This window comes from uncultured Cyclobacterium sp. (assembly GCF_963977555.1).
In the GTDB taxonomy this organism is placed as follows: Bacteria; Bacteroidota; Bacteroidia; order Cytophagales; family Cyclobacteriaceae; genus Cyclobacterium.
The window spans coordinates 78771-103211 of sequence record NZ_CAXBPD010000004.1; the positions used below are offsets into that span (position 1 = coordinate 78771).

General features: G+C 40.0%; 18 protein-coding genes. 13 read left to right on the forward strand and 5 right to left on the reverse strand.

The annotated features are described in order from the left end of the window. The first annotated feature begins 9 nt into the window (after positions 1 to 9). Both AAC073_RS06045 and AAC073_RS06050 read left to right on the forward strand, forming a co-directional pair. Positions 10 to 453: a hypothetical protein gene (locus tag AAC073_RS06045; RefSeq protein ID WP_339922952.1), complete on the forward strand. Its 444-nt coding sequence runs from the start codon at positions 10 to 12 to the stop codon at positions 451 to 453. Continuing rightward, a complete protein-coding gene (locus AAC073_RS06050) occupies positions 453 to 1082 on the forward strand; it encodes a flavin reductase (protein WP_339922953.1) in 630 nt (209 codons plus the stop codon). The genes AAC073_RS06045 and AAC073_RS06050 overlap by 1 nt, the downstream gene beginning before the upstream one ends. A gap of 80 nt (positions 1083 to 1162) precedes the next feature. Here the strand turns inward: AAC073_RS06050 and AAC073_RS06055 are convergent, their stop codons facing one another. After that, positions 1163 to 2623 carry a trypsin-like peptidase domain-containing protein gene (locus AAC073_RS06055; RefSeq protein WP_339922954.1) on the reverse strand — a complete coding sequence of 487 codons (1461 nt, stop codon included), beginning with the start codon at positions 2621 to 2623 and terminating at the stop codon, positions 1163 to 1165. A 252-nt stretch (positions 2624 to 2875) separates the two neighbouring features. On the opposite strand from AAC073_RS06055, the gene AAC073_RS06060 reads away from it, so the two are divergent. The 4 genes from AAC073_RS06060 (at position 2876) to hslU (ending at position 9437) form a co-directional block, all read left to right on the forward strand. Next, complete coding sequence (locus AAC073_RS06060) at positions 2876 to 4039, forward strand: 1-deoxy-D-xylulose-5-phosphate reductoisomerase (RefSeq protein WP_339922955.1); 1164 nt, start codon at positions 2876 to 2878, stop codon at positions 4037 to 4039. Between the two features lie 3 nt (positions 4040 to 4042). Then, on the forward strand, positions 4043 to 5362 hold the full coding sequence (gene rseP, locus AAC073_RS06065) for an RIP metalloprotease RseP (protein ID WP_339922956.1): 1320 nt from the start codon (positions 4043 to 4045) through the stop codon (positions 5360 to 5362). Positions 5363 to 5555: 193 nt separating this feature from the next. Beyond that, positions 5556 to 8039, forward strand: a complete 2484-nt coding sequence (gene lon, locus AAC073_RS06070; protein WP_339922957.1) for an endopeptidase La — start codon at positions 5556 to 5558, stop codon at positions 8037 to 8039. Positions 8040 to 8045: 6 nt separating this feature from the next. Beyond that, a complete protein-coding gene (hslU, locus tag AAC073_RS06075) occupies positions 8046 to 9437 on the forward strand; it encodes an ATP-dependent protease ATPase subunit HslU (protein WP_339922958.1) in 1392 nt (463 codons plus the stop codon). 21 nt (positions 9438 to 9458) lie between these two features. Here the strand turns inward: hslU and AAC073_RS06080 are convergent, their stop codons facing one another. Beyond that, positions 9459 to 11591 (reverse strand): molybdopterin cofactor-binding domain-containing protein, encoded by a 2133-nt coding sequence (locus AAC073_RS06080; RefSeq protein WP_339922959.1) that lies wholly within the window; start codon positions 11589 to 11591, stop codon positions 9459 to 9461. After that, positions 11588 to 12049, reverse strand: a complete 462-nt coding sequence (locus AAC073_RS06085; protein ID WP_339922960.1) for a (2Fe-2S)-binding protein — start codon at positions 12047 to 12049, stop codon at positions 11588 to 11590. The genes AAC073_RS06080 and AAC073_RS06085 overlap by 4 nt, the downstream gene beginning before the upstream one ends. A gap of 300 nt (positions 12050 to 12349) precedes the next feature. Here AAC073_RS06085 and AAC073_RS06090 point away from each other — a divergent pair, with 300 nt between their 5' ends. The 7 genes from AAC073_RS06090 (at position 12350) to AAC073_RS06120 (ending at position 22476) form a co-directional block, all read left to right on the forward strand. Further along, on the forward strand, positions 12350 to 13351 hold the full coding sequence (locus AAC073_RS06090) for a beta-ketoacyl-ACP synthase III (RefSeq protein WP_339922961.1): 1002 nt from the start codon (positions 12350 to 12352) through the stop codon (positions 13349 to 13351). Between the two features lie 17 nt (positions 13352 to 13368). Next, a complete protein-coding gene (gene efp, locus AAC073_RS06095) occupies positions 13369 to 13932 on the forward strand; it encodes an elongation factor P (RefSeq protein WP_339922962.1) in 564 nt (187 codons plus the stop codon). A gap of 114 nt (positions 13933 to 14046) precedes the next feature. Further along, on the forward strand, positions 14047 to 14505 hold the full coding sequence (gene accB, locus AAC073_RS06100; protein WP_339922963.1) for an acetyl-CoA carboxylase biotin carboxyl carrier protein: 459 nt from the start codon (positions 14047 to 14049) through the stop codon (positions 14503 to 14505). A gap of 29 nt (positions 14506 to 14534) precedes the next feature. Then, positions 14535 to 15887 carry an acetyl-CoA carboxylase biotin carboxylase subunit gene (accC, locus tag AAC073_RS06105; RefSeq protein ID WP_339922964.1) on the forward strand — a complete coding sequence of 451 codons (1353 nt, stop codon included), beginning with the start codon at positions 14535 to 14537 and terminating at the stop codon, positions 15885 to 15887. Positions 15888 to 16521: 634 nt separating this feature from the next. Then, positions 16522 to 18837 carry a PSD1 and planctomycete cytochrome C domain-containing protein gene (locus AAC073_RS06110; protein ID WP_339922965.1) on the forward strand — a complete coding sequence of 772 codons (2316 nt, stop codon included), beginning with the start codon at positions 16522 to 16524 and terminating at the stop codon, positions 18835 to 18837. Between the two features lies 1 nt (position 18838). Continuing rightward, the gene (locus AAC073_RS06115; protein WP_339922966.1) at positions 18839 to 20296 is read left to right on the forward strand and encodes a DUF1501 domain-containing protein; all 1458 of its coding nucleotides are present in this window, start codon (positions 18839 to 18841) and stop codon (positions 20294 to 20296) included. A gap of 38 nt (positions 20297 to 20334) precedes the next feature. Further along, positions 20335 to 22476 carry a c-type cytochrome domain-containing protein gene (locus tag AAC073_RS06120; RefSeq protein ID WP_339922967.1) on the forward strand — a complete coding sequence of 714 codons (2142 nt, stop codon included), beginning with the start codon at positions 20335 to 20337 and terminating at the stop codon, positions 22474 to 22476. Positions 22477 to 22505: 29 nt separating this feature from the next. On the opposite strand, the gene prfB is transcribed toward AAC073_RS06120, so the two are convergent. Then, positions 22506 to 23610 (reverse strand): peptide chain release factor 2 gene (gene prfB / locus AAC073_RS06125; RefSeq protein WP_339922968.1). Its coding sequence is split into 2 segments (ribosomal slippage): positions 22506 to 23549 and positions 23551 to 23610, totalling 1104 coding nucleotides; the frame shifts between segments, so codons are not numbered across the junction. A 304-nt stretch (positions 23611 to 23914) separates the two neighbouring features. Beyond that, positions 23915 to 24430 (reverse strand): hypothetical protein, encoded by a 516-nt coding sequence (locus AAC073_RS06130; protein ID WP_339922969.1) that lies wholly within the window; start codon positions 24428 to 24430, stop codon positions 23915 to 23917. Positions 24431 to 24441: the final 11 nt, after the last annotated feature.

Below are 24441 nucleotides of genomic sequence, written 5' to 3' on the forward strand. Positions count from 1 at the left end.
TAACCAATTATGACCGACACCTTGAATAAATCTGCACTGCAAAATTTCGAAGTTTCTCTGGAAGAAAGGTACGCCCAAGTTTTGACGAATAAATCTGAGGGAATAATCATTTGCACATTATTGGTCGACTATGTACCCATAGCCGATTTTAAAGCAATCTTTCATCAAATTACTTCAATCGTTAAAAAAGGTACATACCATAAATTTATTTTTGACAAAAGGGCTTTGAGGGCTTTCCACCAGCCAAGCATGGAATGGTATTTTATAGACTGGAAAAAAGAAGTTTACCATTATGGAATCAAAACCCATAGAAAAATATTGCCCAATGAAGCCTGGTTTAAAAAAATGGTGATGATCGCAAAAAAACAAATTTTGGAGGACTATCCAGGAAATATAATCAATGATTTAGACATGAAATATTGTGACACCATAGAGGAGGCAATCAAAAATTGATGAAACATTTCACCAAAGTAACACTACTAACAGCGGGTAAATCCTACAATCGGAATTTCGTAAATTGCTTAAGCGGTTATAAAAGCTTAAATTTAATAGGCAGTATAAATGAAGAAAATTCAGCAACCAACCTGGCGCCATTTAGCCAGGTTTTCCATGTAGGCGCAAACCCTGCTACTGTAGGTATTTTATTCCGCCCGCATTCAGTGGAAAGACACACCCTGGAAAACATACTACAAAATGGCCATTTCACACTAAATCAAGTGACGGAATCCTTTTATAAAGAAGCGCACCTCTGTAGTGCGCGATGGGATAAATCAGAATTTGAAGCAACGGGACTTGAGGAAGAGTACCTGAACAATTTTAAAGCTCCCTTTGTAAAAGATAGCCCATTAAAAATCGCTTGCCTTCTAAAAGACAAGATTACATTGGCTGTCAACGAGACTGTTTTAATTATCGGGAGCATTGAAGAAGTGTGGGTAAGGCCTCAGGCGGTAGAAGAAGATGGATTTATTTCACTTGACAAATTGGGAACAATCACCGTATCAGGTTTAGACAGCTATCATACTGTAAATAAACTGGGCAGGTTACCTTATGCCAAGCCAATAAAATCGACTGAAAAAAAATAACAAATCCCTATCGGGGTAGTATTTTTTCCCGATAAGGATTTAATTTGTGCTCAAGTCAAGCATTCATCATTATTTTCTCACTATCTAACTGAATAAGATTGTGCAAAGGAACGTCCTCCTGGCGTAAGCCCTTCCACTCTCAATTGCCCACTAAAGTCTTCTAAAAATTTACCTACCACTTCTGGGTCTTTTGCAGGCTCGTCATTCAAACTGGTAAGGATAAAACCTTCTCCAAATCCTAAATCTCTTAGATATCCTCTGGTCATTCCGCTTAGTTTTATCCCGTAAGGAATACCAAAACGATCCATTTCTATTGCGTTGATGGTTTCTAACTTAGCCCCCAATAGAGGGGAGGAATAAAAAGATCTTTTGATCACACCAGTGCCGCCTAGTAAGTTTTGCAGTGTAAGTTCAATACTGTTCTTTTTCCCTCCTCTTAAATAGCTGATACTTATTTTATCACCAGGATAATAATAGGACAAGGCTTCCTCAAAGCTTCCTTTACCTGATATTGCGTTTCCATCGACTTGAACGATAACATCATTTACTTTGATTCCTGATTTCTCTGCGGCACCATTTCTGATAACGTGAGAGACAATGACACCGTCTAAAGTTTTAAGGTCCATTTCGGTAGCACGATCTGGAGTAATGACGCTTACCTCGACCCCGGGTATTGCTTTTTGAACTTCCCCAAACCGAATGAGGTCATTGGCGATTTTTGTAGCTATATCCACAGGAACAGCAAAGCCATACCCTGTGTAGGACCCCGTTCTACTTAGAATTGCAGTATTGATCCCAACCAATTCACCCCTGGTATTTACCAAGGCTCCTCCAGAATTCCCAGGATTAATAGGAGCATCAGTTTGAATGAAAGATTCCAACGGAAATTCTCCCCCCATAATGTTAATCTGTCTCTCCTTGGCAGAAACAATCCCTGCCGTCACTGTAGAGGTGAGGTTAAAGGGGTTTCCAACTGCCAAAACCCACTCTCCTATCTTTAAGGAACGGCTGCTACCTATTTCAATGGCTTTTAGGTTTTCGGCTTCAATTTTCAGCACAGCAATATCCGTATTGGCATCCGAACCTATTAAACTCGCTTTATACGTCCTCTTTTTATGGATTACTTCTATCGTTTCGGCTTTATCTATGACATGGTTATTGGTAATTATATAGCCATCGGCTGAAAAGATCACACCCGATCCAGTGCTAACGGTTTGTTGTGCCATTCCCTGACCGAAAAAGTAATCAAAGACACTGTACCTTCGGGAATCTGTACCTGAGAAATTTTTTATAAACACGACTGAGCTGGTACTGTTTTCTGAAGCCTCAACAAATGAATCCGGAACAGGAGAAATTTGAGATTCTGCCCCCCCATTCGAATGTGTTAAATTAGTAAGCTGGGAATTAGGGAGATCTTGAAGCAAAGTATAACCATCCTTTTTCTCAACAGATAATTCAGCACTTAAAAATTCCTGAAAAACCCATGCGCCTATTAAACCACCAGTAAACGCAACTAAAACCAATAGAACATTTTTAAACATAACTTAAAATATTGAGTTCAATACCAAATACGACTTTTCACATTTTTAAGTCAATTAATTTAACATTTTTTAAACTTTTTATAGTGAAAAAATTAGCAGCATACTCTTTCGCTAAATTGCTGAAAAAAAAACATCTTCTTTAAAAAGCATGAAAAAAACGGGAATACTGGTTTTACCTTGTAAATTTGCCAATTAAAGATAACGTAAAGTGCCATGTTCAGCACTGTGCTTTTTTGAAAGTAAAAAATTTCCATGTCTACAAATAAACGTGTGGCCATCTTAGGCTCAACAGGCAGTATAGGTACCCAAGCTTTAGATGTAATTCAGCAACATTCTGATAAATTTCAAGTAGAAGTACTTACTGCTCATAATAACAAAGACCTCCTGATAAAGCAAGCAATTGCTTTTCAGCCAAATGTCGTAGTTATTGGCAATGAAAGTCATTATCAGGAAGTAAAGGAAGCACTCGGTAACCATCCGATTAAAGTTTATGCTGGCGAAAAAGCCATAGCTTCGGTAGTAGAAATGGAAACCATTGACATAGTTCTGACAGCTTTGGTAGGCTACGCAGGATTGATACCTACCATCAAAGCCATAGAAGCAGGAAAACCAATTGCCTTGGCCAATAAAGAAACTTTGGTGGTTGCGGGAGACCTTATCACTAAGCTTGCCAAAGAAAAAGCGGTAAACATCTACCCGGTAGATTCCGAACATTCGGCAATCTTTCAATGCCTAATTGGAGAATTTCACAACCCTATTGAAAAGATCATCCTAACTGCATCTGGTGGTCCTTTTAGAGGAAAGAACCGTGATTACTTGAAAAATGTCACCAAAGAGCAAGCCCTCAAACATCCCAATTGGGAAATGGGAGCCAAAATTACAATTGATTCAGCTTCTTTGATGAACAAAGGGCTGGAAGTTATAGAGGCAAAGTGGCTTTTTGGTTTAGAAACAAATCAGATTGATGTAGTCGTTCATCCACAATCCATCGTTCATTCTTTGGTTCAATTTGAGGACGGATCAATAAAAGCGCAACTTGGACTTCCAGATATGCGTATTCCTATTCAATTTGCCTTATCTTACCCTGATAGAATCAAATCTAATTTTCAAAGATTCGATTTCATGGATTATCCTAGCCTTCAATTTGAAAAGCCAGATAGGGAAACCTTTAAAAACCTTGACTTGGCTTTTATCGCCTTAGAAAAAGGTGGAAATGCCGCATGTTCTTTAAACGCTGCCAACGAAATTGCGGTGGCAGCATTTTTGCAAGACAAAATCAAATTCCTTGAAATGTCTGACCTTATTGAACATAGCATGGATAAAATCAGTTTTATAAAAAGACCTAGTTTGGACGACTTAATTGCGACCGACAGAGAAACGAGAATAATTTCAGAAGAATTAATTAGTAGAAAATAAAGAATGGATACATTAATAATGGTAGCGCAATTGCTACTCGGCTTGTCGATTTTAGTCGGCCTACACGAATTGGGACACCTTCTAGCAGCAAAAATGTTTGGAATGAGAGTTGAAAAATTCTCTATAGGATTCCCTCCAAAAATAATCGGTTTCCAATGGAAAGAAACTGAATATTCTATCGGCGCCATCCCTTTGGGAGGGTTTGTCAAAATTTCCGGAATGGTAGACGAATCACTCGATGCCGAACAAATGTCTGCAGAGCCTCAGCCTTGGGAGTTTCGCTCCAAGCCTGCATGGCAAAGGTTGATCGTGATGCTGGGAGGAATTATTGTAAATGTTGTTACCGGTATCATCATTTTCGTCTTTCTAGTATACAGTAAAGGTGAAACTTATTTCTCTAGAGACCAGGTAATTGAAAATGGTATCGTAGCCTACGATATCGGTCAACAAATAGGCTTTGAAGATGGAGACAAAATACTGGATATCAATGGCTTTCCTTACGAGTCTTTGAACGACCTAAGCGGTGGAAACGCTTTACTCAGCTCTGATGGCTATTATACGGTTGAAAGGAATGGTGAAAAAATGAAAATTAATATCCCCAGAGGTTTTATTAATTCCTTCTCTAATGAAGAAAGCATGTCTAACTTCATTAGTATTCGCTTCCCGTTTACCATCCTAGAATTAAATCCCGAAGGGACAGCTATAAAAGCTGGGATTGAAAAAGGAGATAAAATTACTGCCGTAAATGAACAGCCTATTAACTATTTCAACGAACTACAGGAAGCTCTCGGGGAGCATAAAGGCGAGTCCGTAGAATTAACTTTATTGAGAGACCAGCAGGAAATCATTACAAATTTAGATGTAATGGAAGATGGAACCATAGGCATTGCTGCAAACAACCTACTTGAACCAGTAAGCAAAAAATATTCATTTGCACAATCTATTCCTATTGGAACAGAGAGAGCATTTAGTGTGGTCATAATCAATGCCAAAGCCATGGGTAAAATGTTTACTGGAGAAGTTTCCACAAAAAATGTCAGTGGGCCAATAGGGATGGCCAAAATTTATGGTTCTACATGGGATTGGACAAAATTCTGGTCCATCACAGGTCTAATTTCCATGATACTGGCCTTTATGAACTTGCTTCCAATTCCTGCATTGGATGGTGGTCATGTTACGTTTCTATTGTATGAAATGGTATCTGGTAGAAGCCCTTCTGATAGATTTCTTGAAAATGCACAAAAAATCGGAATGGTCCTTTTGTTAGCCATCATGGTTTTCGCAATAGGAAACGACATACTTAAGCTTTTCACAGGTAGCTAATAAATGCATATCTTCAAAATGGGGAATAATATATCCCCATTTTTAATTTACCCCTAATTTTTATTGTCTGCCAATTTGTAAAAGGAAATAAATTGGCATAAGCCTTGGACTGTACTTGTTTAATAGCCTGTTTAATAGGGGTTTTTCTTATTTCCATAAAATAACATGACACATTATCTGTCATAATGTCTGTATGAACAATAACGACAATCAATTATACCATTCACTTATGTTAGGGGATTTTTCAGGAGAAGGAGATCTTATCCAGTTAATTACTGATGACGAAGATGAAACTAGCATAAAAGAAGAAAACTACGCAAAAGAAATTCCCATACTCTCAGTCAGAAACACTGTATTGTTTCCTGGTGTAGTTATTCCGATCACTGTGGGAAGGCAGCGTTCTATTAAGCTCATTAAAAAAGCCCATAAAGGAGATAAACTTATCGGAGTCTGTGCCCAAAGAAATCCAAACATTGAAGATCCATCTTGGGACGATATTTATCATGTTGGAACGCTTGCTAAAATTGTCAAAATGATTGTTTTGCCGGATGGTAATACAACTATAATTATTCAAGGCAAAAAACGCTTTAAGATAGAGGAAGAATTAACAGAAGATCCTTATTTCCAGGCGAGGGTATCCTATTTAGATGAGACCTTCCCTAAGAATGACAAAAAAATAGAAGCCTTGGAGCAATCTCTCAAGGAATCAGCATTTAAAATGCTGCAGTTAAACCCAGAAATCCCGAGAGAAGCCCAAGTAGCGCTTGATAATATCGACAGCACTTCCTTTCTTACACATTTTCTTTCCTCAAACATCAATGCGCCGGTAGACTCCAAACAAAAACTACTGGAAATAAATGATGGCATAGAAAGGGCCACGCTATTGCTTGAGTTCATGATGAAAGACATTCAGATGCTTGAACTCAAAAATGAAATCCAAAAAAAGGTGCATACTGACATCGATCAGCAGCAGCGAGATTATTTTTTGAGACAGCAAATGAAAGTCCTTCAAACAGAATTAGGTGATGAAGGCCCAGATAAAGAAGTTGAAGAATTAAGGCTTAGAGGAAAAAAGAAAAAGTGGCCGAAAGATGTAGCCGTTCAGTTCAATAAGGAACTGGATAAAATCATGAGGATGAATCCTGCTACTGCAGAATATCCCATAGCCATTAATTACGCTGAAGTATTGGTAGATCTTCCATGGAATGATTTTACGACAGATAATTTCGACCTTAACAGAGCCAAGAAAATTCTAGACAGAGATCACTCTGGACTAGACAAGGTAAAAGACCGAATCATTGAATACCTGGCGGTTTTAAAATTAAAGCAAGACCTTAAAGGCCCTATTTTATGTCTTTATGGCCCTCCTGGTGTTGGTAAAACATCTCTAGGCAAGTCCATTGCCAAAGCCTTGGGCAGGAAGTATGTAAGAATGTCCTTGGGTGGTCTTCACGACGAATCAGAAATAAGAGGGCATAGAAAGACCTATATAGGAGCTATGCCTGGCAAAATTATTCAAAACATGAAAAAGGGGAAATCCTCAAATCCTGTTTTCGTTTTGGATGAGATAGATAAAATAAGCACAGACTTTAGAGGAGATCCATCTTCTGCATTTTTGGAGGTTTTGGACCCTGAGCAAAACAGCGCATTTGTAGACAATTACGTTGAAGTAGACTACGATTTATCCAAAGTACTCTTTATTGCTACTGCCAATACGCTGGAAAATCTACAACCTGCTCTAAGAGACAGGATGGAGATCATTGAGGTTACGGGCTACACAATGGAAGAAAAGGTGGAAATTGCCAAAAAGCACTTGGTACCGAAACAAAGGAGAGAACATGGCCTTAAATCTAAAGACATTTCTTTTTCCAATGATTCCTTAATCAAAATCATAGAAGATTATACTAGGGAGTCAGGTGTAAGAAGTTTGGAAAGGCAAATCGGAAAAGTAATTAGAAACATCGCTAAATCTATAGCGATGGAGGAAACCTACCAGAAAAAAATAACCACTGCCCAAGTAAGAAAAATTCTTGGGGGAGAGATATTTGACAAGGAAATTTATCAGGACAATTCCATCCCAGGAGTAGTGACAGGATTGGCATGGACTTCAGTGGGAGGAGAAATTCTTTTTATTGAAGCGAGCATTAGTAGAGGTAAAGGAAAACTGACGCTTTCTGGTCAGTTAGGTGATGTCATGAAGGAGTCAGCCATGACCGCCATCTCTTACTTGAAATCCCATGCAGAGATGCTGGACATAGATTATCGCGTATTTGATCAATATGACCTTCATATACACGTGCCTGCCGGCGCGGTACCCAAAGATGGTCCATCAGCTGGGATTACCATGCTAACTGCCATAGCCTCCATTTACACCCAAAGGAAGGTCAAAACGAAGTTGGCAATGACAGGAGAAATAACCCTAAGAGGTAAGGTAATGCCAGTAGGAGGCATTAAAGAAAAAATACTAGCCGCTAAAAGGGCTGGAATTGAAGACATTATTCTTTGTAAAAGAAATCAAAGAGACATTGAAGAAATCGATGATTCTTACCTAAAAGGGGTACAGTTTCATTTTGTCGATCAGGTAAATGAAGTTTTAGCGTTAGCTCTTCTTGACGAAAAAGTTTCCAACCCTGTGAAATTTACCTTCGATGAAGGGGAAAAGAAATCTGAAGCATAGTAAAGAATGGAAAAAATGAACGATTTAACACCAAGGCAAATTGTTGCTGAACTGGATAAATATATCATTGGCCAAACGGAGGCCAAAAGGAACGTCGCCATTGCTTTAAGAAATCGGATTCGCCGACTAATGGTGAAATCTGATCTTCAAAAAGACATTGTACCAAATAACATCCTTATGATCGGCTCTACTGGAGTCGGTAAAACGGAAATTGCGCGTAGATTGGCTAAAATCGCCAATGCGCCATTTACAAAGGTAGAAGCTTCCAAATTTACAGAAGTAGGCTATGTTGGAAGAGATGTAGAGTCTATGGTTAGGGATTTGGCAGAACATGCCGTCACCCTGGTAAAGGAATCAAAGAACGAAGAAGTAAAGGAAAAAGCGGCAATAATCGTAGAAGACATGCTACTGGACATATTGATTCCCCCTGTAAGAGGGACGGGGTTCGGTACATCTAATCAAAAGGAGGACTTCAACCCTGACAATGCCAGTGAACAAGAACTCAATGAAAAGACGAGGGAAAGGTTCAAGGAGAAGCTGAAAAATGGAGAGCTTGAAGAAAGAAAGATTGAAATCAATGTGAAACAATCTTCTCCAGCCGGCATTGGCATGGTAGGCAATGGCATGATGGATGAAGCCAGTATGGCAGGCATTCAGGACATGCTCAGTAATATGATGCCTAAGCGTACTAAAAAAAGAAAAGTTACCATATCTGAAGCTAGAAAAATCTTAATGGAAGAAGAGGCTTCAAAGCTTATTGACTTTGATGAGGTAAAAGAACAGGCGATACATCTTACAGAAAACAATGGCATAATTTTTATCGATGAAATTGATAAAATTGCCTCAAGTTCGGGTAAATCCGGTGGACCAGATGTCAGTAGAGAAGGTGTTCAAAGAGATTTATTACCAATAGTAGAAGGAAGTGCGGTCAACACTAAATACGGTTTGGTACATACAGACCATGTATTGTTTATCGCAGCAGGTGCTTTCCACGTAAGCAAACCATCTGATCTAATTCCTGAATTACAGGGAAGGTTCCCTATTAGGGTGGAACTGACAAGCCTCACACAAGAAGATTTTTATAAAATCTTGAAAGACCCGAAAAACGCTCTTACAAAACAATATCAAGCATTGTTTGGGTCAGAAGAGGTCTACTTGGAATATACTGATGATGCCATTCAGGAGATTGCTTCTATAGCCTTCAGCATCAATGAGGAAGTTGAAAACATTGGCGCACGAAGACTTCATACTGTGATGAGCCATTTATTAAACGACTATTTGTTTGATGTCCCAGACAGTATAGGGCCAAACAGCAAGATCATGATAACCAAAGAATTGGTTAATGAAAGACTAAATTCTTTGGTGAAAAACAGGGACCTTTCCCAATATATATTGTAAAATAAATGTTGAAATTTTCCATCAGGCCTTGTCAGGAACAATGCCTGATGGCAACATTGGTAACTTGTAGAGTTTTACCCCTGAAGCATCATCAATAGCATTGCGCAAGGCAGGTGCTATACCTACAATAGGAGCTTCTCCTGCTCCTGAGGAAGGCAAATCAGTTCTGTTTAGCAGTACAACGCTCATCTTAGGCACATCTTTAAATCTGGGAACCCGGTAAGACCCTAGGCTGGCATTGGTCAGGTTTCCATCTCTAAAATCAATTTCTTCAAAAAGAGCACCTCCTAATCCTTGAAGTACACAGCCTGTCACTTGACTTTCCAAATGTCGGGGATTAATGATTACACCACATTCAAATGCCGTCACCACTTCCCGAACAATTAATTTTCTTGAGCCTTTTTCGACTTCGACCTCTACAAAAGTAGCGACAAAACCACCCTTAACTGTCCCGCAAGCCATTCCAAAACCTATATTTTCTTGACTTCCTTGTCTTTCCCATCCAAAGGTTTCAGATGCCGCCTTAATCACAGCTTTTAACCTGGGGTTCTCCAAATTCCTTAACCTAAATTGTAAAGGGTCCTCACCTGCAGCAATTGCCAGGTCATTTACAATCGACTCCATGGCAAAAACATTAGCCGTAGAAGACAGAGCCCTGTAGGAGCCTTGCCTTAATGGCGTAGAAGAGCGGTGAAATTCCAGATGTCTTTTTCCACCTATATAAGGAAAGTCAATTCCTGCTGAACCTGAATTAAAATTGTGAAACTCCCATGAAGAAATTTCACCGTTACTTAAGGAGGCCCGTACCTGAATCACTCCTGCTGGCCTAAAATAAGCCCATTTAAACTCCTCTTCTCTAGTCCAACATACTTTTACTGGCTTCCCAACATGTTTGGCTAATCTAGCAGCCTCCAACCCTACCTCACTCGTTTGTTTCCCTCCATAACCTGAACCTGTATCAGGCACATAAACCCGAATGCTATCCTCAGGCAAATCAAAGGTTTTCTGTAAATCCTCATGTAAGCCAAATGGTCGTTGCGTTCCCGCCCAGACTTCCAAATGCCCCAATTTCCAAGACGCTAATGCCGCCCTGGTCTCTAAAGGTACATGTGCAATATAAGCTATCTCAAAATTTCTATCCAGCTTTACATTCCCCTGATCATAGGCATCACCCATCGCTTCACTTACTATTTTCTTCTCCGCAGCAGTATCCACTAAATGCTTAAATAGTTCTGAACGCTGCACAGGAGCACTGCGGTCCCAGGAACTCTCAATTGAGGCCAAAGCAATGGCAGCAGTTAAGGGATTCGCTGCCGTAACACCTATAAAGTTATCTTCCTTACATACAATAACGCCAGGGATTTTTTCAGCTTCACTGGTATCCGCACTCAGTAATTTCGCGCCATAAGCAGGCGGCCGTAAAACTTTTCCGAAAACCATACCTGGCAATACCATGTCGGAAACATACCGGTGTTTTCCGGTGATAAAATCTTTGCCATTCATTTTAGGGATTGAGTGGCCTGCAACTTTCCATTCTTCTGGAGCGATGGTTTTTACCTTTCTATTGACTTTTTTGAAGAGTTTCTTGTCCTTCACCAGGTCACCATAGGCCAGCATCTTATTGGATGCTGGATCTATGACCATCCCATCGCTTAAGGTTAAACTAGAGGACTTAACTCCCCAAGTCTTTTGTGCCTCTTCCACCAAAATTTCTCTAATATTTGCAGCTGCTACCCTTAATATGGGAGAAATCTGAAGAGTAGTTAGGCTTCCGTAGGTTCCTCTATCATAAGGTGTCAGTGCAGTATCCCCCATGACCATGTTTATAGCTTCAGGAGCAACGAATAATTCTTCCGCCACCACCTGGCTCAAAGAAGTCCTTATATTTTGGCCAATTTCCACCTTACCAGTGAAAACTGTAATGTCACCAGTTGGAGCAATATGAATCCAAGATGAAATGAGCTCCTGGTCAGGAAATGTTGAATGCTTAGGATTGGTTTGAACGGCGGATGCGACGAAAATATCTGACCAAACAATATAGGCAGCGACCCCTGCCCCCATATATTTAAAGAAACTTCTTCTGGAAATGTCACCAATTACCTTTGCGGGATTACTGGTTACTGGTGATTCCTTTTTACTTGGCTTAGATTTCATAGGTCACCCTCCTTTTGAATTAATTTTTCAAGTGCATTGATTATTGCCGGGTAAGTACAGCAGCGACAGATATTTCCATTTAACCCATCTATTAAATCCTGGATACTGGCGTCAGGTTGCTTTTCCAGCAAAGCGGCAGCAGTGATGGTCATGCCTGGTGCGCAATAACTACATTGAAAAACATCTTCTTCCAGAAAAGCCTTTTGTACAGGATGAAGCTCACCATTCTTGGCCAAACCCTCTATGGTAATGACCTTTTTACCAGAAAGGGAAGTAACTGGCGTAATACATGAGGGGGTAGGTATACCATTTACTAAAACTTTGCAGGCTCCGCAAGCCCCTTCGCCACAGCCGTATTTAGTCCCTGTAAGGTCCAATCTATCCCTTAGGACTTCCAGTAGACTTGGGTTATTGGTCACTTCTACCGAATATTCTTTATTGTTTACACGTAGTTTCATTATATAATCTGGAAGTATAGCACTGATTTATAATTTATGAATTTTTTCACGCTATACCAACAATCAGCCTGAATCAGTTAAAATATTGATTCTCATTGGGATTTATTTTTCACATATCCATGATTTCTTTGGTGGACAAGCACATTTTAAATAATTTTGGGATTCGAAATTTTAATACTGTACACATCTTCTAATAAAAACAGTATAAATTAACATGGGATTTGCCCTAAATTACTTTCAATAAAATATCGCACGAAAGACAGGACAACCCGTTTCCAATGTGAGACTAGAACCAATCAGATGAAAAAAAGAGCTGTTATTACAGGAGTGCATGGCTGGGTACCCGAGTATGTACTTGACAACAAAGAACTGGAAACCATGGTAGATACCAATGACGAGTGGATCACCAGTCGTACAGGTATCAAGGAAAGAAGAATTCTAAAAGGAGAGAATCAAGGCACTTCAGTCATCGGCACAGCAGCAGTAAAAGGTTTATTAGAAAAAACCAATACCAACCCAGAAGACATCGATTTGATAATCTGTGCAACGGTAACTCCAGATATGTTATTCCCTGCTACAGCCAATATCATTGCAGACAATGTAGGGGCCAAAAACAGTTACAGCTTCGATATTTCTGCTGCTTGTTCTGGATTTTTGTATGCACTATCCATAGGTAGTAAATTCATCGAAACTGGTGCACATAAAAAGGTAATTATCATTGGGGCGGATAAGATGTCTTCAATTGTAAATTATCAAGACAGGTCTACCTGCATCATTTTCGGTGATGGCGGTGGTGCCGTATTGCTAGAAGCCACAGAGGAAGATCTTGGCGTTATGGATTCAATGCTTCATACTGACGGATCAGGAGCCAATTACTTAAGAATTGAAGCAGGAGGAAGTAAAAAGCCGGCAACAATCGACTCAGTTACTGCCCGGGAACATTATGTTTTCCAAGAGGGCTCTACCGTATTTAAATTTGCCGTGACCAATATGGCAGACGTAAGCGCTCAGATCATGAAGAAAAACAATTTGACTGCAGATGATATCGCATGGTTGGTACCACATCAAGCAAACAAAAGAATAATTGATGCTACCGCAAAGAGAATGGGTGTTGGTCCTGAAAAGGTAATGCTAAACATTGAAAAATATGGCAATACCACCGCAGGGACCCTTCCGTTATGCTTGTGGGATTATGAATCCAAATTAAAAAAAGGAGACAATCTTATTTTAGCTGCTTTTGGTGGTGGATTTACCTGGGGAGCAGTATATTTAAAGTGGGGATATGACCCTAAAAGCGTTTAATCAAAAACTAAACAAATATGGCAAGTACTGCTGATTTTAAAAATGGCCTTTGTCTGGTGTTTAATCATGACATTATGACAATTGTTGATTTCCAACATGTGAAACCTGGAAAAGGGCCAGCATTCGTTAGGACAAAGCTAAAAAGTCTTACCAACGGAAAAGTCCTTGATAAAACTTTCAATTCAGGCGAAAAAGTAACAACCGCCCGCGTAGAAAAAAGACCCCATCAGTACATATTCAGTGATGATATGGGCTATCACTTCATGGACACAGAGACTTTCGAACAAATTCCAATTGAGGAAAAATTAATTGAAAGACCAGGACTATTGAAGGAAGGACAATTAGTAGATATACTCATCCATGATGAAACCGAGACACCTTTAGGTGTGGAACTTCCTGCATTTGTAGAATTAATGGTGACTTATACTGAGCCCGGCATCAAAGGTGATACAGCTACTAACACACTAAAGCCTGCCACACTTGAAACCGGTGCGGTGGTAATGGTGCCTCTATTTGTAGACCAAGACATAATGATCAAGGTAGACACACGTGATGGATCCTACTCAGAAAGAGTGAAATAATCCGCTTAACGTCAAAATTATTCATTAATTTACATAGTTTTACTTAAGTTAATAACCAAGTATATTTGAAACAGGGTAGCCAAAGATTGAGCTTACTCTCAAAGAGATAGATTTATGAAAGCAAAAGAGATACAAGAATTAATTGACTTTATTTCCAATTCTGGACTAGCAGAGGTAAAAATTGAGACGGACGAGTTCAAGCTTTCCATCAAAAAGAATTCGGACACTCCTGTAGTGAAACAGTCTGAAAACCACAACCCTCAATTTACTCAAGCTGCTCCTGCACCAGCTCCTGCTCCAGCCGAAACGGCAGCTCCCCCAGCGACAAATTACTTAGAAGTAAAGTCTCCTATGATAGGTACCTTTTACAGGTCTCCTAATCCTGATGCTGAATTCTTTGTAAACGTAGGAGACTCCATTCAAAAAGGACAGCCTGTATGTATCATTGAAGCAATGAAACTATTTAACGAAGTTGAATCAGAAGTTTCAGGTAAAATTGTTAAGATTTTGGTGGATGATGCATCCCCTGTTGAATATGACCAACCGCTGTTTTTGGTTGAACCTCAGAATTGATTGTTTTCTAACCAAACCGACTTTATATAGTGTTTAATAAAATATTAATAGCAAATAGAGGGGAAATTGCCTTAAGGATCATTCGAACCTGTAAGGAAATGGGGGTTAAGACTGTCGCTGTCTACTCTACTGCCGATAAGGACAGCCTACATGTTCGTTTTGCTGATGAAGCAGTTTGTATAGGTGCACCATCCAGCAAAGATTCCTATTTAAATATTCCCAGAATAATAGCTGCTGCAGAAATAACCAATGCAGACGCCATTCACCCTGGCTATGGTTTCCTGTCTGAAAATGCTGAATTTTCACGTATTTGTGAAGAATACAATATAAAATTTATTGGAGCCAGCCCAGACATGATCAATCAGATGGGGGATAAAGCAACCGCAAAAGCCACAATGGCTGCAGCAGGAGTACCAACAATCCCTGGTTCTGAAGGTTTATTAGCATCAATAGAACAAGGACTTCCTTTAGCAGAAAAGATCGGTTATCCAGTTATCCTCAAGGCAACAGCCGGAGGGGGTGGTAGAGGAATGCGAATAGTAAAGGATCCCTCTGGATTCAAAAAAGCTTGGGATGATGCTAGACAAGAATCTGCAGCTGCATTCGGCAATGACGGACTGTACCTGGAAAAATTTGTAGAAGAGCCAAGACATATTGAAATTCAGATCATCGGAGACTCCTCAGGTAGGGCATGCCATTTGTCCGAAAGGGACTGCTCCATTCAAAGGCGTCACCAAAAATTGGTGGAAGAAACACCTTCTCCGTTTATCACAGATGAATTGAGGGAAAAAATGGGAGTCGCAGCAATCAAAGGTGCTGAAGCCATTGCATATGAAGGTGCAGGAACCATTGAGTTTTTGGTAGATAAAAACAGAGACTTTTACTTTATGGAAATGAATACCAGAATTCAGGTAGAACATCCAATTACTGAAGAAGTAACTGATTTTGATCTTATCAAGGAACAAATAAAAGTAGCGGCAGGAGAAAAAATTAGTGGAAAAAATTATTTCCCTAAATTGTACGCTATGGAATGTAGGATCAATGCTGAAGACCCGGCAAATGGTTTCAGACCTAGTCCTGGAAAAATTGTAAACCTTCACCTGCCAGGTGGCAAGGGAGTGCGGATTGACAGTCACGTATATGCTGGATACGTTATCCCACCAAACTACGATTCCATGATTGCCAAGCTTATTGTAAGTGCTCAGTCCAGACAGGAAGTCATTGTAAGAATGAAACGTGCATTGGAAGAGTTTGTAATTGATGGCATTAAAACTACAATTCCATTCCATTTGGCTTTATTAGAAGATCCTGAATTTATTGCAGGGAATTTCACTACTAAATTTTTGGAGGATTTTGATTTCTCGAAGATTAAAAAATCATAATTGATTTACAGTAAATCAATCACATGAATCATTTGAAAAGGAGAAGCGTTTTGCTTCTCCTTTTTTATTATATCACCTTCACCCTATAATAAAACGCTATACAACCCGGATTATCTAATAGAATTACTCCGCCCAGACAATAGTCAGGGGTGAGGACTATCCCCTGCTTACGGGAAGGATTGAAATCGCAAAAAAATCAAGCTGTTTGAATATATTAGCATAGCATTGCCATGGTGAAATTGATAACGGGTGCAAAGTGGCTGATTTTGTCGGCCGCGGCTTATCGGTACGTAATAGCAGGCCTATTGCATATTTAGGGTTCAATCAAGACTCTTAATGCCATCGCCTAAATACTCAGTAGGTTCTTTACAACAACCTTCCTCGTATCTTGATAGGGATAGATGCTATTGCTGTAAAGCAAACTTTTAGAAAAAAAATACAGGGAGATGAAAAACACAAACGATCGATTGATTTCAAAGCGATTCTAACCCCTAAAAATGGGCAATTGCCCATTTAGTAAAAAAAATTAAAGGATTGATTATTGATACACAATATTAAACATTGCTTGTTTATTCAGGTTAAAATTAGGAAATTGTTCATTATTAACAATTTAAGCAAAGCAAGATATATTTATATGCTTAAGCACCTAACCCAAATACTACTAATTACAATTGTAATTTTCACTTCTTGTTCAGAAAAAGAGTCAGAAGCTGATATATTGACCTCAGGGGATCAGATCAGTTACAATTTTCACATCCGACCTATTTTATCAGACAATTGTTTTGCCTGCCATGGGCCAGATGAAAACAAAAGAGAGTCAGGTTTGAGGCTAGACACTGAAGAAAGTGCCTTTGCAGCTCTAAAAGAAAACCCTGATGCACACGCAATAGTGCCAGGAAAGCCTGGTAAATCAGAAGTCGTTCTCAGGATAGAAGCGACAGATGAGGCGGAAATTATGCCTCCACCCGAATCAAATCTGAAACTCAGTAGTAATGAAATTGAAACCATCAAAAAATGGATCAAACAAGGAGCTAAATACCAGCCCCATTGGGCATTCGTAACTCCTACCAAAAGCACCCCTCCTAAAACTTCTAATGCAGATTGGCCCAAAAATGAGATTGACCATTTCGTCATGGCAAAGCTTGATCAATTAGGCCTTAAACCCAACGAATCGGCAGACAAAATGCTCCTTCTTAAGAGATTGAGTCTGGACATCACAGGCCTACTCCCAACACTAGAAGTAGCACAATCATATGAAGGAGACAATTCGGAGAATGCAACCGAGAAAATCATCAACAAACTACTAGACAGCCCTTCCTTTGGTGAGCGAATGGCTGTATTGTGGATGGACATAGCGCGTTATTCAGACTCATATGGCTATCAGGACGACAATATTAGAACACAATGGCCGTACAGAGATTGGGTTATTCATGCTTTCAACAAAAACATGCCCTATGATAAATTCATTACCTGGCAATTAGCAGGTGATTTGCTACCCAACCCGAATAAAGAACAAATACTGGCTACTGCTTTCAATAGGAATCATAAATACACCGAAGAAGGAGGTGTAATACCTGAAGAATACAGGGTTGAATATATTTTAGACAAGACCAATACTTTTAGTAAGGCAATACTTGGCATGACCGTGGAATGTGCACAGTGCCATGACCATAAATTCGACCCAATTTCTCAGGCCAATTATTTTCAAATGTATGCTTTTTTCAACAATACACCGGAGCAGGGTTATGAAGGAGATGTAAGTATTTCCAAACCAGCTAAGCATCCCATCATGTGGGTAGAAAAAGAAGACTTAGATGGCATACTTGATTTTGTAAATCACCAAGACTCCAGCAAAATCATGGTTTCAGTCATGGAGGATTATAAGGATACTTTGAGGCAGACTTTTGTGCTGGACAGGGGAATATATGACCAACCGACGACCGAAGTCTTCCCCTCTACTCCAGAGGCTATACTTAAATTTGATGAGAGCAAATACGAAAAAAATCGATTAGGATTGGCTGAGTGGACGTTTTCAGACGACAATCCATTGACTGCTCGAGTATTTGTCAACCTTATGTGGCAAGAATTTTTCGGTGCTGGAATTGTACGATCAGCTGGTGACTTTGGTATGCAAGGTAAATTACCTTCGCATCCAGAATTGCTAGATTGGCTTGCTGTAGATTTCCGAGAAAGTGGTTGGGACGTGAAAAATTTAATTAAAAAAATTGTGAGTTCAGCCACCTACCAGCAATCGGCGACAGTAGACAGAAAGAAGACAGAGATGGATCCAGATAATTTTTATTTGGCCAGGTACCCGCGAATAAGGTTAAATGCTGAAAACATTCGAGACATGATTATCGCTAGCAGTGGCTTAATGTCCAAAGAAATCGGAGGCCCTAGTGTAAAGCCTTACCAACCCGAGGGTTTATGGGAAGCCGCCACCTCCGGCAGAGGAGAATTGGCAGAATACCGACAGGATGAAGGAGCCGACCTTTACAGAAGAGGGCTGTATACTTTTATCAAACTAACTTCTCCACCTCCAAAGCCTATTATATTTGATGGCAGCAACAGAGATGTTTGCGAAGTAACCCGAAATAGAACCAACACACCCCTACAAGCTTTGGCGATGCTAAATGACCCATTGGTACTTGAGGCCTCCCGTGTTTTAGCCAATAATTTGATAAGTGAAGGGAAAAAAAATGAAGAGGCGATTAAAGAGGCCTTTTTCAGGATTTTATGCCGTGCCCCTAATGAAGAGGAAATTGCCCTCCTAACTGAATACCATCAGGAAGAATTAAAAAGGTTCAAGCAGAAGCCTGAAACTGTGCTAGAGACGGTAAAAGCTGGAGAGTTTCCCTTGGATCAATTTAGTGATACACCCGAGACAGCTGCCCTAATGCAAGTAGTGGTGGCCATTTATAATGTAGAAGAAGCGATTACCAAAACTTGATATGGAAAAAGAAATTGTAGAAAATGGATTAAATGAAAATAGAAGGAAGTTTCTATCCAAATTAAGTCTTGGGCTAGGTAGTGTAGCCCTTGGCTCTCTTTTAATCCCAGACCTCTTAACTGGAAATAACCAGTTGGATACGGATAAATTAATGGCAGCGGTACCTCATTTTGCCCCTAAGGCAAAAAGAGTTATTTACATGTTTCAAAATGGAGCTCCAAGCCAATTGGAATCTTTTGATTACAAACCAATGCTTAACAAAAAAATTGGTGAAGAACTTCCTGATTCGATTCGACAAGGACAGCGACTAACCGGTATGACTGCCGGACAATCCTCTTTCCCTTTGGTTGGTTCGGCTTATGGGTTCAATCAATATGGACAATCTGGGGCTTGGGTAAGTGACCTTTTTCCTCATACCGCTAAAATCGTAGATGACATTTGCATCGTAAAGTCTATGCACACGGAGGCCATTAACCATGACCCCGCCCTTACTTTTTTCCAAACAGGAGCACAAGTAGGAAACCGCCCAAGCATGGGAGCATGGCTAAGTTATGGCCTTGGAAGTGAAAACAACAATTTACCGAGTTATTGTGTACTCTTGTCAAGAGGAAAAGGAAATGGGCAGGGAGTTTACTCCAAGCTTTGGACCAATGGATTCTTGGAATCCGTACATCAAGGAGTGCAATTTTCTAGCGGTGATGATCCTGTGCTTTATCTCAATGATCCTGAGGGGATGAACAAAATGGACAGACGAAGGATGCTGGATAAGATAGCAGCACTTAACCAAATAAATTACAAATCGTTTGGTGACCCTGAAATAAATGCCAAAATTCAACAATATGAAATGGCTTACAGGATGCAGACGGCTGTTCCTGAAGTCACAGATGTAAGCAAGGAACCAGACAGCATCGTCAAGCTATACGGCCCTGAATGCCTTGTTTCCGGCACCTATGCAGCAAACTGCCTACTTGCCAGAAAACTATCCGAAAATGGCGTCAGGTTCATTCAGCTATACCATCAGGGATGGGACCAGCATGGAAACCTACCCAATGAAATGGCCATGCAGGCTAAAGATACAGACCAGGCTTCTGCCGCACTGATTACAGATTTAAAGCAAAGGGGTTTATTGGACGAAACCCTGGTCATTTGGGGTGGGGAATTCGGAAGAACCAATTACTGCCAAGGAAGATTTTCTGCGGACAACTACGGAAGAGACCATCACCCGAGAGCCTTTTCCATGTGGATGGCTGGCGGAGGAGTAAAGCCTGGAATTACCTATGGAGAAACCGATGAACTTGGGTACAACATTATCAAAGACCCAGTACATGTGCATGATTTTCACGCAACCATGCTACACCTCCTGGGAGTGGAGCATGAAAAACTCACCTATAGACATCAAGGAAGAAGATACAGGCTTACAGATGTTGCCGGAAATTTAGTCAATGGCATCTTGGCCTAACAATTTAAATCCTTGGTATAAAATCGATTTCCCCTTTTATGTTTACATCCAAATTGAAGGCCATACTGGGCCAAGTGCTTTTTACAGTAAATGTCTTCGTATTGTTCTTAGTACTTGCAGAAAACCAAGTATTAATTCCTGACTGGCTCCATGTATTTGGTAGGATGCATCCTTTATTGCTTCACTTTCCCATTGTAATTATCCTGTTGGCTATTTTATTGGTTGGGATTCCTGAACTTTTAAAGAAAAAAGAAGAAAGTCATACCTATGGCACTGACCTTCTCCTTATAGGAGCGCTTACTGCAGGATTCACAGTCATCGCAGGGCTTTTGCTTTCTCATGAAGCCGGATATGTGAAAGAAGCGCTTTTCTGGCACAAGTGGACAGGCTTGGGCATCTTCTGGGGATCCTCCATATTGTACTATTTTATCGATAGTCAAAAGCACCTTATGATCAAAATAGGCGCTTCATTCTTGGCATTGATTGTAATCGTATCTGGCCATTTGGGTGCTTCTATTACTCATGGTGAAAATTTCATTACCGCTCCTATTGAAAACAATGATGTGGTGATCGTAAGTCTGGAAGAAGCAGAAGTTTTCCCACACCTGATCTACCCCATTATCGAAAACAAATGCCTCAGTTGTCATAAAGCCTCCAAACAGAAGGGGGAGCTGAGAATGGACACACCTGAAAATTTATTGAAAGGAGGGGAATCGGGAGCCGCTGTTGAGCCATTTGATTTGGAAAACAGCCTGATGTCGCAGAGAATAAACCTACCAGAAGACAATGAAGACCACATGCCTCCGGAAGGTAAACCACAGCTTACTGAAGAAGAAAAAATGATTCTGGATGCCTGGATTAGTTCAGGGGCCATTACTGATAAAAAGGTTTTAGCGCTTTCTGATACTAGCAGTATCTACAAATTGGCTGTACAAAAATTTGCCGCAGCCCCAAAGGTTTATGAATTTGACGCCGTTTCTAAAGATAAACTAGACGACCTTAATAATTTTTACAGAAAAATACAGCCTTTGGGAATTGAATCCCCTGCCCTATCTGTCAGTTATTTTGGCCGTGCGAATTTTGACCCAGCCTCACTTGCTGAGCTTTCCGAAGTCAATGTGCAAACGGTCTCTATTAATTTAAATAATATGCCGATTAAGGATGAAGATTTATCTTCTCTCAGTTCATTCCCTAACCTCGAAAAGCTTTATTTGAATTTTACTGAAATAAAAGGACAAGGTTTACAAGCCTTAGTTGGTCTAGAGAATCTTTCTCTACTTTCACTCTCTGGAAGCAATTTAACGGATGAAGCGGTAGCACCCTTGTCTCAACTTAAACAGGTAAAAAAGCTATTTCTTTGGAATACGGGGCTCTCTAAAGAATCTTTGGAAAAAATAATGAACGCCTTGCCTCAAACTACCATTGAAATAGGAACGGAGGAAAAGTCGACTTTACTGATGCTTAACCCACCAGTAATTGGTTTTGACAAAGCATTTTTTAAGGACAATCTTGAAGTTAAACTTACCCATCCTATTGGTACAACAAGCATTTACTATACCCTAGATGGTACTGAACCTGACAGTAGCAATTTCACGCTTTATGATAAGCCGCTACAAATAAAAGAGAACGTGGCAATCAAAGCAAGGGCATTTGCGGAAGGCTGGATAGGCAGCAGTGTTTCAGAAGCTGAATTTATCAGTGCCACCATCAGTCCTTCTACTTATGAAATGACTTCCCTACCAGAAGACAGGTACAAGGGGGATGGGGGAAAAAGCCTCTTTGATAAAAAGAAAGCCATTCCCGATGTATGGAACCTTAATTGGCTTGGGTTTTATAATAACCCTCTTGAAGTAGAGATGGAATTTGAAGAGCCCACAGATATCTCATCCATGGCCATCTCACTTTGGCAGAACTTAGGTTCAAGGTTTTTCCCGCCTCAGGAGGTAGAAATTTACACAAGGACGGACACCGGCCAAAACTGGAAACTTTCAAAGTCCTACCGACCAAAGGCACTTCAAAAAGAGGATGACACCTACCTTCGGCAGGTCCAGGTACCCTATACTGAAAAAGGGGTGCAATACCTCAAAATAATTGCAAAACCATTAGAAAAACTCCCTTCTTGGCACAATTCAGCAGGGAAAAAAGCCTACCTCATGGTAGATGAGATCGTATTAAATTAAAAAAGGCCTGAAAATTCAGGCCTTTTTATTTAATCTTTATCTTTTACTTCCTCTTCGCTTTGGGCCAAAAGGTAAGACTTAATAAATTCATTTAGTCCCCCGTCCAGCACTGCCTGAACATCTGAAGTCTCATGAGCTGTTCGAGCATCTTTTACTAATTTATAGGGATGCAGCACATAATTCCTGATTTGTGAGCCAAAATCTATTCTCATTTTTCCAGATTCCACCTTTGCTCTCTCGGCATTCCTTTTCTCCATCTCCAATTGATACAACCGAGATTTCAACATTTGCATCGCCTTCTCCCTGTTAGCTAATTGTGATCGCTCTATTTGGCATACCACTACGATTCCGGTAGGTTTATGCGTTAGCTGAACTTTGGTTTCTACCTTGTTTACATTTTGCCCACCAGCTCCGCCAGAACGGGAGGTATGCAATTCTATGTCTGCAGGGCTGATATCAATATTAATGGTATCATCTACCACAGGATAGGTATAAACAGAGGCAAAAGAAGTATGTCGTCTGCCTCCACTATCAAAAGGAGAAATCCTTACCAAACGATGAACCCCACTTTCAGATTTTAAAAAGCCATAAGCAAGTGGACCTTCAAATTCCAAGGTAGCAGACTTAATCCCTGCTACTTCACCTTCTTGAAGATCTACCTCTCTAACTTTATAGCCATTTTTCTCTCCCCACATAATATACATGCGAAGAAGTATTGAGGCCCAGTCATTGCTTTCAGTACCTCCGGCACCTGGATTGATTTCCAACATGGCGCTAAGCTGATCCTCTTCACCACTTAGCATCTTTTTCAATTCCAAGTCCTCAACGAGCTTGAGGTACTTGTCAAATTCAACGTCCAATTCTTCAGCCGAAACTTCTCCAGCATTATAAAACTCCCACAATACTTCCAGATCCTGGATACCTGTATCGATGGTTTCGTATTGAGAAGTCCAAGCCTTACGGGATTGAATTTGCTTCATCATTTTTTCCGCCTCTTCAGTATCATTCCAGAAACCTGGTTGTGCTGAAATGGCTTCAAACTCTTCTATTTCTGATTTCTTACGATCGTAGTCAAAGATACCTCCTCAAGGCCGTTACTCGGGCCTTCAAATCTTTCAATTGATCTGATGTCATAATGTTAAATTTATTTATTTATTTAAAATGCAAATTTGCTTAATTACTACTCAATAACCAATTTATACGTAGATTATGGTATAGCAATAAAAATACAGGTTTTAACCCAAAGAAAATCTGCAGACTATAGAGGGCGAGGTCCTTTAGAAACCTTTTCTAAAGAACAATTTTCAACACTAATAAGCGATTACAGAATCTTTGAACCTTAACAAGTCCTATGAGTAAATGCTTAGGTCTCGTTTTAAACCCTGAACTTTTTCGATTGGACACCTTTATATGTGTTAATAGAACCTGCCCTTTCTCTTTACTCCAACCTCACATCAGTGATTACCATTAGTTTCCTCTTGCCCCCTACTTTGAACTTCCTATACCTTAGAGATTTAATTAAAATCCCGGCACCTATCAACGCTGCTGAAGTTACCCAAACACCAGTACTGTAATGGATAGCCCCATCCTCAGCCAGGCTATTTATCCCTCCAGCAAGCAACAACAAAGTACCCCCTGCAATTGGAAGCAAGGTAAAATTACCTAAGGTTTGATTTCTCTCATCTTTATATCGAATGTCTATGGCCTGGATTTGCTTCAAGCTTAAAACATTTTCCTTCAACGCGATGTAGTCTTTTTCAATTTCAACAATTACGTCCTGAATGTAGTAATCATTTCCTTCTTGCAAATAGATAAAAGTATCCCCTACTTCATAGGTGATACGTGATTTTTGATTGGCACCTTTTTGTAAAGCCAAATAATTCTGGGCGTATAAACTACCCTGAATCAGATAAAATAAACCAATCAGGGCAAAAACCCTAGCAAGAACGCGCATAAGCTAATTGA